This is a genomic window from Saccharothrix sp. NRRL B-16348 (genome assembly GCF_001280085.1).
Classification (GTDB): Bacteria; Actinomycetota; Actinomycetes; order Mycobacteriales; family Pseudonocardiaceae; genus Actinosynnema.
Window position 1 is genome coordinate 25,100 of sequence record NZ_LGED01000218.1, and the last position, 12,919, is coordinate 38,018.

The window sequence follows — 12,919 nt, forward strand, 5'->3', positions numbered from 1 at the left end:
CTCGACACGCCGTAGCCTGCCCGTCGTGTCCACACCACTGCTGTGGCGCGTGCTGACCGCAGTCGACCAAGGGGTCGTCGGTCTCAGCGGACGACTCGAAGTCACCGGCGACATCCCGGCGGACCTCAGGGGACGTCCCCTGCTGCTCGCGTCCAACCACATCGGCAACCTCGACCCGTTCGTGCTCATCGCGGCGTGCCGCCGGATCGGTGTCGCGCCGCGGTTCCTGCTCGCGGGCGGGTTGCTCGACGCACCGGTCCTCGGGCCGCTGCTGAAGGCGTCCGGCCACTTGCGGGTCGACCGCGCGGCGGCGGACGTCGGCGACGCCTACCACCGCACCGTCGAGGCGTTGCGACGTGGCGGCGACCCGATCGCCATGTACCCGGAGGGCCGGATCAGCCTCGACCCGGGGCTGTGGCCGGAGCGGGGCAAGACGGGTGCGGCGAGGCTCGCGCTCAGCGGCGGCATCCCGGTCGTGCCGGTGAGCCAGTGGGGCGCGCACGAGGCCGTGTACTGGGGCAACACCCACGTCGGCGGGTGGGCCGACGCCAAGCCGTACCTCACGTCCTACGTGCGCGGGCTGCGGAACCGGCCGACGTTCAAGGTGCACTTCGGCAAGCCGGTGGACCTGTCCGGGCTGGAGGACGGCAAGCCGGGCGACGCGCGGCGGGCGCACGAGCGGATCATGCGCGCGATCACGGCGGGCCTGGTGCCGTTGCGGCCGGACGAGCCGGGTCTGCCGAAGTTCCATGACCCGACGCGGCCGACGACGGGCAAGAGCCCGTGGCGACCGGAGCAGGACTGAGCGCGACGCGATGACCGGAAGAGGCCAGGCTTCCGTCGCGACGCCGTGATCCGCGCAACCTGGTTCGGGGTGGGCGACCGGCCCGCCCGGAACAGGAGGAACGCGGATGACGAACAAGGACTGGACGGCCCGCGGCAAGAACTGGGCCGTGCGCAACAAGAGCTGGTGAGTTGAGGAAAGCGCACAGCACCAGCGGAATCCCCGCGCAGACCGCGAGCACGCCGACGAGCCGGGCGCGGTGGGACGCGGGCACGAACCGGACGAACAGCCAGGCGCCGAGCACGCTGCCGAGCGGATCGGCCGCCATGAGCACGCCCACCACCGCCGGTCCCGCGCCGAGTTGGTCGGCGTACGGGGCGGCGAGCGCTTCGGGCACGACGTACCAGCCGACCAGCCACGCCAGCAGCACCAGCACGCGCCGCCGGGGATCGCCGGCGATCGACCTGACCACCCTCAACGCGTACACCGCCGCCGCCCACAGCGCCGACTCCGTGCGCCCGTACACCAGGACCGCCAACGCGACCCTGGCCAGCTGGTCGCCCAGCACGGACAGCACTTCCGCCACCCACAGGAACCGGAACTCGCGCACGCGGAACGGGTTCACCGGTCCATCGTGTCGACGGCCCGCCGCGAAGACGGTCGGCTGTCCGCTAGCTGCCGGTCAGTTCACCGGGATGATCGTCGGCACGATCATCGGCCGGCGGCGGTAGGTCTCGGCGACCCAGCGGCCCACCACGCGGCGCACGGCCTGGGCGATGCGGTGCGAGTCGGTGATGCCCTCGGCCTCCGTGCGGGACAGCTCCATCTCCACCAGGGACACCGCCTGGTCCAACGCCTTCGGGTCGTCGGAGAAGCCCCGGCCGGACACGGTCGGCGGTGCGACCGCGCGGCCGTTGGTGGAGTCGACGGCGACGGTGATCGCGATGAACCCGCCCTCGCCGAGCACCAGCCGGTCGGACAGGGTCGACTCGCCGACGTCGCCGACCGACAGGCCGTCCACGTAGACGTGGCCGACCTCGACCCGGCCGGTGATCGCCGCCTTGCCGTCGACCAGGTCGACCACCACGCCGTCCTCGGCGATGACGACGCGCTCCTCGGCCACGCCCGTCGCCACGGCCAGCGCCGCGTTCGCCCGCAAGTGCCGCCACTCGCCGTGCACCGGCATCACGTTCGACGGCCGCACGGCGTTGTAGAGGAACAGCAGCTCACCGGCCGGCGAGTGCCCGGACACGTGCACCTTGGCGTTGCCCTGGTGCACGACCGTCGCGCCGAGCCGAGCCAGGCCGTTGACCACGCCGAACACCGCGTTCTCGTTGCCCGGGATCAGCGATGACGCCAGCACGATCGTGTCGCCGGCCCTGATCGAGATCTGCCGGTGCTCGCCGCGCGCCATCCGCGACAACGCCGACAGCGGCTCGCCCTGCGAGCCGGTCGACACGAACATCACCTCGTCCTCGGGCAGCTCCATCGCCTCGTTGAGGTCGACGAACAGGCCGTCCGGCACGTTCAGGTAGCCGAGCTCGGCCGCGATGCCCATGTTGCGCACCATCGACCGGCCGACGAGCGCGACCCGCCGCTTGTACTGCACGGCGACGTCCAGCACCTGCTGCACGCGGTGCACGTGGGAGGCGAAGCAGGCCACGATCACCCGCTGGTTGGCCTTGCGGACGACGTTCTCCAGCACCGGCCCGATCTCGCGCTCCGGCGCGACGAACCCCGGCACCTCGGCGTTGGTCGAGTCGACCAGGAACAGGTCGACGCCCTCGTCGCCGAGCCGGGAGAACCCGGCCAGGTCGGTGAGCCTGCCGTCCAGCGGCAGCTGGTCGAGCTTGATGTCGCCGGTGTGCAGCACCAGGCCGGCGGACGTGCGCACGGCGACCGCGACCGCGTCCGGGATGGAGTGGTTGACCGCGAAGAACTCCAGCTCGTACGGCCCGTACGAGCGCCGGTCGCCGTCGGTGATCTCGATCAGCCGGGGCGTCTGGCGGTGCTCCTTGCACTTGGCCGCGAGCAGCGCCAGCGTGAACCGCGAGCCGACCACCGGCAGGTCGGGGCGCAGCTTCAGCAGGAACGGCACCGCGCCGATGTGGTCCTCGTGCCCGTGGGTGAGCACCAGCGCCTCGATGTCGTCCAACCGGTCCTCGATGGCCCGGAAGTCCGGGAGGATCAGGTCGACGCCTGGCTGGTCGTCCTCGGGGAAGAGCACGCCGCAGTCCACGACGAGCAGCCGGCCGGCGTGCTCGAACACCGTCATGTTGCGGCCGATCTCGCCAATTCCACCCAGTGCGACGACGCGCAGACCTCCGTCGGGCAGTGCGGGCGGGGGTGAGCTCGGGTTGATCACGCGTTGACTCCCAATTCGGCCTCGACGGCCTCGATGTCCTCGGTTGAAGCGGGTACCAGCGGCAGCCTCGGGTCGCCGACGTCCAGGCCGCGCAGGCGCAGCGCGGTCTTGGCGTAGGTGACGCCGGGCATCCGGCTGAAGGGCCGCAGCAGCGGCAGCAGCGACTGGTGGATCGCGGTCGCGCCGGCGACGTCGCCGGACTCGAACGCGTCGAGCAGGTCGCGCAGCCGGTCCGCGGCGATGTGCGAGATGACGCTGACGAAGCCCACCGCCCCGACCGACAGCCACGGCAGGTTCAGCGGGTCGTCACCGGAGTAGTAGGCCAGGTCGGTGGCCGCGATGACCTTGCTGCCCGCGAGCAGGTCGCCCTTGGCGTCCTTCACCGCGACGATCCGCGGGTGCTCGGCGAGCCGCAGCAGGGTCGGCACCTCGATGGGGATCACGGTCCGCGGCGGGATGTCGTACAGCATCACGGGCACGCCCACCTGGTCGGCCACGGTGGTGAAGTGCGCGTACACACCGTCCTGCGTGGGCCGCGAGTAGTACGGGGTGACCAGCAGCAGGCCGTGCGCGCCCGCCGCCTCCGCCTGCTGGGCCAGGTGCACGCTGTGCGCGGTGTCGTACGTGCCCGCGCCGCTGACCACGGTGGCGCGGTCGCCGACCGCCTCGACCACGGCGCGGATCAGGTCCGCCTTCTCCGCGTCGCTGGTGGTCGGGCTCTCACCGGTGGTGCCGTTGACCACGAGACCGTCGTTGCCCAGCTCGACCAGGTGCTCGGCGAGCCGCTGCGCCTTGTCCAGGTCCACCGCCCCCTCCGCGTCGAACGGGGTGACCATGGCGGTGAGCACGCGGCCGAACGGGCGGCCGGGCGAGGCGGTAGGACTTCCGGTCATGGGCGGAAATCTACCGCGTCACCCTCGGCAAGCTGCGACTACATGCTCCGGTCGAGGCCGCGCACCAGCCGCACGGCGTCGTCCGCGCCGTCGTACTCGACGCGTGCGGCGGCCCGGCCGAACACGTGCACCAGCAGTTCCGAGACCTGCCCGGTCAGCACGACGGGGTTCGCGCCACGCTTGGCGACGACCACCTCGCCGTCCGGGCGGCGCAGCACCACCCCGACCGGGCTCTTGCGGTACATCAGCCGGGCGGCCGGCGCGAGCCGCCGCCACAGCACCGCGTCTCGTACCGGATCGGGTGAACGCGGCTCCCAGTCGTCCCGCGCCCGGCGCACGTCCTCGTGGTGCACGAAGTACTCGACGGAGTTCACCAGCTCGTCGACGAGCGCGTACGGCGAGAACCGGGGCGGGCCGACGCGGACCAGCCCGACCAGCTCGTCCCACGGCCTGGCCGCGTAGGCGTCCTGGACGCGCTGCGCGTGCCCGGCCAGCGGCTTGAGCAGGATGCCCGCCGCCGCGTCCGGGCGGCGTTCCCGCAGCACGAGGTGGGCGGCGAGGTCGCGGGTGCGCCACGGGTCGCACAACGTGGGCGCGTCCGGCCCCACCTCGGCGAACAGCTCGGTCAGCAGCCTGCGTTCGTCCTGCGCGACGCCCATGGGCCCACGCTACTCGGCGTACACCTGGTCGTTCAGCGCGGAGCCGTCCTTGTTCCACAGCACGCACGCCACGTCGCGGTAGCGCTTCTCGTCTTCCTTCTTGGACTTGGTCGGGTCGTCGTCCCACGCGCCGGAGGTCGGCACGATCGCCACGTACCGGAGCTTGGACTGCTTGTCCTCGACGGGCACCCGCTCGGACATGAAGTACAGCGTGCAGTAGTTCTCGGCGTACCCGCGCAGGTACTCCTCACCCGGGTAGGGCATCTTGTCCGACCCGAACGGCTCGGCCGCCGCGTAGACCTCGGTCCGGTGCGGCTTGTCGCATTCGGTGTAGTTGACGGTGTTCTTGGGGTCGACCAGGTTGTCGCCGCACTGCCCGCCGCCCGCCTTGAACTGGGCGGGTTCGATCGTGCCGCCGGGTCCGTAGGTGATCGTCTCGGCCATCGGCGCGGGCGGCTGCTCGGTGAACCACCACCGGCCGAGGAACACGCCGGCGACCAGCAGCGCCACCGCCGCCACGGCCGTGCCGGTGATCAGCACGCCCTTGAGCCACGGCTTCCGCACGGCGGTGGGCTGGGTGTACTGCATGGTCTGGTTCGGCGGAGCGCCGAAACCGGTCGGCGGCGTCGGCTGGGCCGCCGCGCGTTCCAGCATGGCGCGGGCCTGCGGGCCGGTCAGCCTGGCGTTCGGGTCGGGCATCATCAGGCCGGTGATCACCGCGCCGAGCACGCCGTGCGCCCTGGTCAGCCGGGGCATCTCGTTCATGATCGCGTGCAGGGTGGACGCGGTGGTGGGGCGGTCGTACGGGTTGGCGCCCTCGACGGCGTAGCAGAGCGTCGCGCCGAGCGCCCACAGGTCGGACGCGGGCGAGGCCTCGTTGCCGTGGATGCGCTCCGGCGACATGTAGGCGGGCGAGCCGATGAGGCTGCCGCTGGTGGTCAGCCGCGGGTCGTCGACGGCCTGGGCGATGCCGAAGTCGGTGAGCTTCACCCGGCCGTTGGGCGTGACCATGAGGTTGCCGGGCTTGACGTCGCGGTGCACGATCCCGGCCTGGTGCGCGGAGTCCAAAGCGGACAGCGCCTGGATCGCCATCGAGATCACGCGGTCCTGCGGCATCGGGCCGTGCGCGTTGATCAAAGTGGACAGCGTGGCGGCCTCGACCAGCTCCATCACGATGTAGTTCATGCCGTGCTCGGCGACCACGTCGTACACCGTGACCACGCCGGGGTCGTTCAGCCGGCCCGCGGTGCGCGCCTCGCGCAGCACCCGTTCCTCCAGCACCCGGCGCTCCTCCAGCGCGATGCCGTCGGGCAGGTGCAGCTCCTTGATGGCGACCTGGCGGCCGATCACGTTGTCCTGGGCGCGCCAGACGACGCCCATGCCGCCCCGCCCCAGCTCGGCGAGCAGGGTGTACCTGCCCGCGATCACGCGGGGTTGAGCGCTCACACCTTGCGTCGGACCAGTCACCGTCACTCCTCGAAACCCGCGGACCGGGCGGAACGCTACTTCAGACCACGTGTCGCCCGATCCGGTTTCACGGTTTCGTGACTTCGTGCCCGGACGACCGCAGCGCCTGCACGGCGCGGGCCAGGTCGCCCGACTTCACCAGCAGGTGGTCGGTGTCGTAGGTGGACAGCGCGAACAGGCTCACGCCCGCCGCGGCCAGTTCACCCGACAAGGCGGCCATGATGCCGGTGAGGGTGAACTCCAGCGGACCGCGCACGGTCAGCAACCGCCAGCCCGGCTGCGCGGTGCCCGCCTCCGGCGCGTGCTCGACCGGGCACACGATCGACAGCTCGTCGGGAGTCCTGGTCACCGAGACCAGGCCGGGCGCGTCGAGCAGCCCGGCCGGGACCGGCGCGTCGGCGGGCAGCCGCGCGACCGTGTACTCGCCCGGCCGGACGTCGACGATCAGCCGCTTCACCGGGCCGTCAGCCTTCGGTGACCAGCGGGCTGGAGGCGACCTCGGTGCCGTCGGCCAGGGTGGAGATGGTGAAGTCGGCGAACACGTTGGCCGCCGCCTTCTGCAGCTGGCGCAGGCACTCCACGGCCAGCGCGCGGATCTCCACGTCGGCGTGCTCGGTGGCGCGCATCGCGATGAAGTGCCGCCACGCGCGGTAGTTGCCGGTCACCACGATGCGGGTCTCGGTGGCGTTGGGCAGGATCGCCCGGGCCGCCTGACGGGCCTGCTTGCGGCGCAGGGTGGCGCTCGGCACGTCGGAGAACTTCTCCTCCAGGCCCTTCAGCAGCTCGGTGTAGGCCTCGACGCTGGCCTGCGCGGCGGCCAGGAACTTCTCGTGCAGCTCCGGGTCGTTCGCGATGACGTCCGGCTCGACCATGGCGGCGTTGCGCTCGGGCACGTACCGCTGGGACAGCTGCGAGTACGAGAAGTGGCGGTGCCGGATCAGCTCGTGGGTGAGCGAGCGGGAGATGCCGGTCAGGTAGAAGCTGACCGAGCCGTGCTCCAGGACGGACAGGTGGCCGACCTCGATGATGTGCTTGATGTAGCCCACGTTCGTGGCGGTGGCCGGGTTCGGCTTGGTCCACGACTGGTAGCAGGCGCGGCCGGCGAACTCCGCCAGCGCCTCGCCGCCGTCGGCGTCGGTGGACCACGGGACGCCGTCCGGGGGGAAGAACTCCGTCTTCGCGATCAACTGCACCTTCGGCGCCACCGTCTCAGCCATGGCTCGAACCCTAACCGAAGCCGTTCCCGCCGCCGCTCGACGCCGGCGCTCGGCCACCGCCGTTCGGCCGACAGGGCCGCGTCCGTTCGCGCCGCGCACCGTGCCGTCATGAACGACATCACCAGCTTCCTTGACTGATGTCAGGTTTGACGTCATGGTGGTGTCATGGATCTGTCGCCGTACATCGCAGCGCTGCGCGAGGACCTCGCGACGGCCGCGTCCGCCGGGGACGACAACACCCGGCGCACCGCGGCCCTGCTGTCCGCAGCTTTGGAGCCCGCCGCGCGGCTCGCGCTCATGAACGCACTGTCCGACCTGGCCGCGGAGGTCACCGCGGCCCTCGACGGCCCCGTCGTCGACGTGCGGTTGGACGGACGGGACGTGCAGGTGGTCGTCACCGGCACGGCCGCTCGGGAAGAACACGAACCCGAGCCGCAGGAAGTTCCCCGGCCCTCCGCCGGTGACGCCACGCGCGTCACCCTGCGGCTGCTGGACGAGCTGAAGTCGAAGGCCGAGCAGGCGGCCGCGGCCCAGGGGATGTCGCTGAACACGTTCGTCGCGCAGGCCGTGCAGGGCGCGGTCGGCGGTCGGCGCGGTGGTGGCGGTGGCCACAAGCACTGGGGGCCGCCGAAGGACCAGTCGGGCGGCGAATCGTCGTCGTCCTCCCGCGTCCGCGGCTGGGTGCAGGGCTGAGGGGGGATCATGGAATCGGATGTCGTGCGTCAGCAGAGCTTCGAGGTCGACGGAGCCGTGGAGGTCGACGTGGCGCTGCTCTCCGGCCGGGTGCGGGTGCACCTGGTCGACGAGCCGGGCGTGCACGTCGAGGTCAAGCACGACCCGTCGCCGGGCGAGTCGTGGGCGGCGGGCCTGTCCGGCCTGCTGAGCTGGGTGAACGACCAGTTCGGCAAGGGCGGCGGGCAGCCGGCCGGGCCGGCGGAGGCGGTGCGGGACGCCCGGCTGGAGCTGTCCGGCGGGCGGCTGAAGGTGCACTCGTCCAAGGCGCTCCCGCTGCGTGCCGTGCCGTTGAGCGTGACGGTCCGGGCGCCCGCCGGCTCCCACGTGATCACCAAGGCGGGCTCGGCGGACGTGACCGTGACCGGCGCGGCGGGTCGGCTGGACGTCCACACCGGCACCGGTGACGTGACCGCGGATCGCGCGGACGCGTCGTCGCAGGTCAACTCGGGTTCGGGCAAGCTGCGGCTCGGGCCGATGCTCGGCGGGCTGCGGGCGAAGACCGGCAGCGGCGACATCGAGGTGTCGTCGGTCGGCGGGAACACCGTGATCTACACGGGCACCGGCGACGTGTGGCTCGGCGCCGTGCAGAACGACGTGCAGGTGCGGACGGGCGGCGGTGACGTCACCATCGCCGACGCCGCGGCAGGCAGGATCCAGCTCGGCACCGGCTCGGGCGACGTCCGCGTCGGCGTGCGGCCCGGTGTGGCGGCGCAGGTCGACCTGGTCTCCAACTCGGGCTCGGCGCGCAGCGACCTGGACGTCTCCGACACGCCGCCGGAGGACGAGCCCGCCCTGTTCATCACCGGCCGGACCGGCAGCGGCTCCGCCCTGGTGACCACGGCGACCACCGCCTGACCGTCACGCTCGGACCAAGCCGCGGCGTGCGCACCCCCGATGCGCGCGCCGCGGTTCTCCTACGGGCGGGCCCGGAGTCCCGCCACCAAGAGTGACACCACCGCCTCGAAGCTCGCGTCGATGTCCGGCGTCGACCACAGGGGCGCGTGGACCGGGTCGTGGAACCGGGCGGTGGCGGCCAGGACGGCCTCGGCCGCGCCTGCCGGGTCGTCGGTGGCGAACTCGCCGGACGCCACGCCGTCCTCGACGATCCGGGTCAGGTCCTCGACCAGCGTCGCCACGTGGGCGTCCACCACGGCGCTGTTCTCGGTCACCAGCACCGAGTACGTGGCGAACAGCTCCGGGTCGTCCAGCGCCTTCACGCGCTTGGACTCAAAGAGCGCCGCCAGCCAGTCGCGCAGGCGTTGCGGCGCGGGCGTGTCGGCGGTGGCGAGGTCGGTCAAGCCCGAGTGGGCGCGGGCGAGCCACCGCTGCGTGACCGCCTCGCGCAGGGCCGCTTTGGTCGGGAAGTGGCGGTAGACGCTGCCGTGGCTCACGCCCAGGGCGCGGGCCACGTCCACCACGGTCGCCTTGGCGGGGCCGTAGCGGCGGAGGACGTCCTCCGTGGTGCTGAGGATGACCTCAGCGGTCAGTGCGCCTTCCGCCACGTGGTGCTCCCTGGTGTCGCCGGCTGATCCGTCAATTGTGCGCGTGCCGGCCGGCGACGCCGACCGCGGTCAGCGCTCGCTGTCCAGGTGCTCCATCAGGACGGGCGCGTAACGCTCGCCCGCCGCGGCGTCGGCCGGGACCGCGGCCTCGATCCGGGACAGGTCGGCCTCGGTCAGCGTCACGTCCAGCGCGCCGAGGGCCTCGGTCAGCCGGTCGCGGCGGCGGGCGCCCACCAGCGGGACGATGTCCTCGCCCTGAGCCAGCACCCAGGCGATCGCCAGCTGGGCGACCGTCGTGCCCTTCTCGGCGGCCACCGCGCGCAGCGCCTCGACCAGCGACAGGTTGTGGTCGAGGTTGTCGCCCTGGAAGCGCGGCGAGATGGCGCGGAAGTCGTTGGTCTCCCGCGACGCCGTCCAGTGGCCCGAGATCAGGCCGCGCGACAGCACGCCGTACGCGGTGATGCCGATGCCCAGCTCGCGGGCGGTGGGCAGGACCTCACGCTCGATGCCCCGGGAGATCAGCGAGTACTCGATCTGGAGGTCGACGATCGGGTGGACCGCGTTGGCCCGGCGCAGCGTGTCCGCGCCCACCTCGGACAGGCCGATGTGGCGGACGCGGCCCTTCTCGACCTCCTCCTTGATCGCGCCGACCGTCTCCTCGATCGGGACGGCCGGGTCGAGCCGGGCCGGGCGGTAGACGTCGACGTGGTCCGTGCCGAGCCGGCGCAGCGTGTAGGCGAGGAAGTTGCGCACCGCCTCGGGCCTGGCGTCGTTGCCGTGCCAGCCGCCGTCCGCGTCGCGCAGCGCGCCGAACTTGACGCTGATCGCCACGTCGTCGCGGTTGCGGTCGCGCAGTGCCTGCCGGATCAGCAGCTCGTTGTGGCCCATGCCGTAGAAGTCGCCGGTGTCGAGCAGCGTCACGCCCGCGTCGACGGCGGCGTGGATGGTGGCCACGCTCTCCGCCTCGTCGGCCGGGCCGTACAGGTCGGACATGCCCATGCAGCCGAGGCCGAGCGCGGACACCTCGGGACCGGTCGCGCCCAAGACCCGACGACGGGTCACGCGGTGGGTGGAGTTCGTCATGACTCCACTATGGGACTTGGGCTGACAGATTTCAACTTCTGTCAGCCCATCAGGTGGTGGACATCACCGCACCACCGCCTTCAGCACCCCGGCGAGGTCGCCCTTGAGCACGACCTCCACGTCGTCCAGCTCCAGCCAGTCCGCCATGTGCCGCAGCTCGGCGGCCAGCTCCACCGCGACCCGGCCCACGTCCGCGCCCGGCTCGGCGTACGCCGCCTGCACCCGCAGCACGCCCGCCGCCCGGTCCGCCTTCAGGTCGACCCGCCCCACCAGCTCGCCGTCGAGCAGGAACGGGAACACGTAGTAGCCGTGCACCCGCTTCGGCGCGGGCACGTAGATCTCGATCCGGTAGAAGAAGTCGAAGATCCGCTCGGTCCTGGCCCGCTCCCAGATCAACGGGTCGAACGGGCACAGCAACGCCCGCCCGGTGATCCGCCGCGGCACGCGCGCCTCGACGTGCCGGTACGCGGGCACGCCCCAGCCCTGCACCTCGACCGGCTCCAGCACCCCCGCCTCGACCAGCTCCGCCACGGCCTGCCGGCTGCGCGCGGGCTGCAGGCGGTAGTAGTCGCGCAGATCCGGCTCCGTCGCCACGCCCAACGCCGTCGCCGCACGCGTCACCAGCTCCCGCGCGCCCTCCTCCGCCGAAATCGACAACCGCCGCGCCAACGCCTCCGGCGGCAGCACGCGTTCGCTCAGGTCGTACAGCCGCTCGAAGCCGCGCCGCGACCCGGTCGTCAGCACGCCCTCGCCGAACAGGTGCTCGCACACCTTCTTGACCTCGGACCAGTTCCAGCCCCAGTGGTCCTTGGCCCGCGGCCCGCCACCCGCCAGCGCCTTCTCGATCGCACCCGCGCCGATCGGCCCCAGCTCCTTCACCGCCGCCAGGATGTCGTCCACGAGCTGCGGCGAGCGCTCGGCGACCGCCGCGTAGTTCTTCCACCAGCCGGCGCGCTTGGCCCCGGAGTGCAGCAACGGCCAGTCCTCCACCGGCACCAGGCTCGCCTCGTGCGCCCAGTACTCCACCAGCAGCCGCGGCTTGCGGGCGCTGTGCGACCACGCCGCGTCGTCCACCAAGGACGGCGCGTAGGAGCCGAGCCTGCTGAACAACGGCATGTAGTGCGCGCGGACGGCCACGTTCACCGAGTCCAGCTGCAACAACCGGATGTGGGACAGCACCTTCTGCAGGTGCCGCCGGGTGGGTGCGGAGGCGGGCCGCGGTTCGGCGAAACCCTGGGCGCCGAGCGCGATGCGACGGGCGACGTCAGCGTTCATCTTCTGCACGGCTGGATACTCCCACCGGGGTACGACGTTTCCGCTCGGCCCGGACCACCAGCACCACGGCCGCGACCACCAGCAGCCCGCCGAGCAGCTGGAACACCCCGAACCGCTCGTCGGCCAGCCACACCCCGAGCACCACGGCGATCACCGGGTTCACGTACGCGTAGGTCGCCACCGTCGACACCGGCAGCTGCCCCAGCACGTACACGTACGAGCTGAACGCCAGCAGCGACCCGAACACCACCAGGTAGCCCCACGCCACCCACGACGACGTGGTGATCGCGTCGAACGACACCCGCTCCCCCGCGACCAGCCCCACCACCGTCAACGCCGCCCCACCGGCCAGCATCTCCACCGCCGACAACGCGAACGGGTTCGCCGGCGTGTCCAGCCGACTGCTCAGGAACGACCCCAGCGCCCACCCGAACGCCGCCAGCAGCACCACCCACGGCCCCCACCACGACGACTCGCCCATGTCGTCCAACAACAACACGGCCAACCCCACCAGCCCGATGGCCACGCCCGCGTACGTCACGCCGTGCGGCCGTTCACCGGCGAACCGCCGCATCAGCACCACGTACAGCGGCACGGACGCCACCAGCAGCGCCGCCAACCCGGACGCCACCGACTGCTCGGCCAGCACCACGAGCCCGTTGCCCCACGCGGGCAGCAGCAGGCCGAGCACCACCGCCGAGCCGAACTGCCGCCGCGTCATCCGCAGCCCGCCGCGCCACGCCACCACCGCCGCCAGCACCGCGCCGGCGAGGAGGAACCGCGTGCCGCCCGACAACAGCGGCGGCATCGACTCGATGGTGAACCTGATGGCCAGGTAGGTCGAACCCCAGACCACGTACACGACGCCCAACGCTGCCCAACGCACGTCACCGACGCTTTCACGCCGGCACGGGCGGAATCACGCGGATTTCCGCCACG

General features: G+C 72.1%; 14 protein-coding genes. 3 read left to right on the forward strand and 11 right to left on the reverse strand.

Going from position 1 to position 12,919, the window contains the following annotated elements:
• The first annotated feature begins 25 nt into the window (after window positions 1–25).
• Window positions 26–805 (forward strand): lysophospholipid acyltransferase family protein, encoded by a 780-nt coding sequence (locus ADK67_RS30125; RefSeq protein WP_053719921.1) that lies wholly within the window; start codon window positions 26–28, stop codon window positions 803–805.
• Here ADK67_RS30125 and ADK67_RS51360 read toward each other — a convergent pair.
• From ADK67_RS51360 to thyX, 7 genes are all read right to left on the reverse strand, one after another.
• Window positions 696–1,409, reverse strand: coding sequence for a hypothetical protein (locus ADK67_RS51360; protein ID WP_157620936.1), 714 nt, complete (start codon window positions 1,407–1,409; stop codon window positions 696–698). The two genes, ADK67_RS30125 and ADK67_RS51360, sit on opposite strands and share 110 nt — an antisense overlap.
• Before the next feature lie 57 nt (window positions 1,410–1,466).
• Window positions 1,467–3,149, reverse strand: a complete 1,683-nt coding sequence (locus ADK67_RS30135; protein WP_197289684.1) for a ribonuclease J — start codon at window positions 3,147–3,149, stop codon at window positions 1,467–1,469.
• Entirely contained in the window at window positions 3,146–4,042 is an 897-nt protein-coding gene (gene dapA / locus ADK67_RS30140) for a 4-hydroxy-tetrahydrodipicolinate synthase (RefSeq protein WP_053719923.1), read from the reverse strand. Before dapA ends, ADK67_RS30135 begins: the two co-directional genes overlap by 4 nt.
• A 38-nt stretch (window positions 4,043–4,080) precedes the next feature.
• A complete protein-coding gene (locus ADK67_RS30145; protein ID WP_053719924.1) occupies window positions 4,081–4,701 on the reverse strand; it encodes a TIGR03085 family metal-binding protein in 621 nt (206 codons plus the stop codon).
• Window positions 4,702–4,710: 9 nt separating this feature from the next.
• On the reverse strand, window positions 4,711–6,168 hold the full coding sequence (locus ADK67_RS30150) for a serine/threonine-protein kinase (protein WP_053719925.1): 1,458 nt from the start codon (window positions 6,166–6,168) through the stop codon (window positions 4,711–4,713).
• Window positions 6,169–6,235: 67 nt separating this feature from the next.
• Complete coding sequence (locus tag ADK67_RS30155) at window positions 6,236–6,625, reverse strand: ACT domain-containing protein (RefSeq protein WP_053719926.1); 390 nt, start codon at window positions 6,623–6,625, stop codon at window positions 6,236–6,238.
• A 7-nt stretch (window positions 6,626–6,632) separates the two neighbouring features.
• Entirely contained in the window at window positions 6,633–7,385 is a 753-nt protein-coding gene (thyX, locus tag ADK67_RS30160; RefSeq protein ID WP_053719927.1) for an FAD-dependent thymidylate synthase, read from the reverse strand.
• 165 nt (window positions 7,386–7,550) lie between these two features.
• Here thyX and ADK67_RS30165 point away from each other — a divergent pair, with 165 nt between their 5' ends.
• Window positions 7,551–8,078, forward strand: coding sequence for a toxin-antitoxin system HicB family antitoxin (locus tag ADK67_RS30165; RefSeq protein WP_053719928.1), 528 nt, complete (start codon window positions 7,551–7,553; stop codon window positions 8,076–8,078).
• 9 nt (window positions 8,079–8,087) lie between these two features.
• A complete protein-coding gene (locus ADK67_RS30170; protein WP_053719929.1) occupies window positions 8,088–8,975 on the forward strand; it encodes a DUF4097 family beta strand repeat-containing protein in 888 nt (295 codons plus the stop codon).
• Between the two features lie 59 nt (window positions 8,976–9,034).
• Here the strand turns inward: ADK67_RS30170 and ADK67_RS30175 are convergent, their stop codons facing one another.
• From ADK67_RS30175 to ADK67_RS30190, 4 genes are all read right to left on the reverse strand, one after another.
• Window positions 9,035–9,622 (reverse strand): TetR/AcrR family transcriptional regulator, encoded by a 588-nt coding sequence (locus tag ADK67_RS30175; protein ID WP_053719930.1) that lies wholly within the window; start codon window positions 9,620–9,622, stop codon window positions 9,035–9,037.
• 69 nt (window positions 9,623–9,691) lie between these two features.
• Entirely contained in the window at window positions 9,692–10,705 is a 1,014-nt protein-coding gene (locus ADK67_RS30180; protein WP_053719931.1) for an aldo/keto reductase, read from the reverse strand.
• A 63-nt stretch (window positions 10,706–10,768) separates the two neighbouring features.
• Window positions 10,769–11,980: a winged helix-turn-helix domain-containing protein gene (locus ADK67_RS30185; protein WP_053719932.1), complete on the reverse strand. Its 1,212-nt coding sequence runs from the start codon at window positions 11,978–11,980 to the stop codon at window positions 10,769–10,771.
• Window positions 11,970–12,866, reverse strand: coding sequence for an EamA family transporter (locus tag ADK67_RS30190; protein WP_082404030.1), 897 nt, complete (start codon window positions 12,864–12,866; stop codon window positions 11,970–11,972). Before ADK67_RS30190 ends, ADK67_RS30185 begins: the two co-directional genes overlap by 11 nt.
• Between the last annotated feature and the right edge of the window lie 53 nt (window positions 12,867–12,919).

Bases quoted from the DNA above. Each gene is read 5' to 3' on its own strand.
- dapA (WP_053719923.1), bottom strand. From the start codon at position 4,042: ATGACCGGAAGTCCTACCGCCTCGCCCGGCCGCCCGTTCGGCCGCGTG.
- ADK67_RS30145 (WP_053719924.1), bottom strand. From the start codon at position 4,701: ATGGGCGTCGCGCAGGACGAACGCAGGCTGCTGACCGAGCTGTTCGCC.
- thyX (WP_053719927.1), bottom strand. From the start codon at position 7,385: ATGGCTGAGACGGTGGCGCCGAAGGTGCAGTTGATCGCGAAGACGGAG.
- ADK67_RS30165 (WP_053719928.1), top strand. From the start codon at position 7,551: ATGGATCTGTCGCCGTACATCGCAGCGCTGCGCGAGGACCTCGCGACG.
- ADK67_RS30170 (WP_053719929.1), top strand. From the start codon at position 8,088: ATGGAATCGGATGTCGTGCGTCAGCAGAGCTTCGAGGTCGACGGAGCC.
- ADK67_RS30180 (WP_053719931.1), bottom strand. From the start codon at position 10,705: ATGACGAACTCCACCCACCGCGTGACCCGTCGTCGGGTCTTGGGCGCG.
- ADK67_RS30185 (WP_053719932.1), bottom strand. From the start codon at position 11,980: ATGAACGCTGACGTCGCCCGTCGCATCGCGCTCGGCGCCCAGGGTTTC.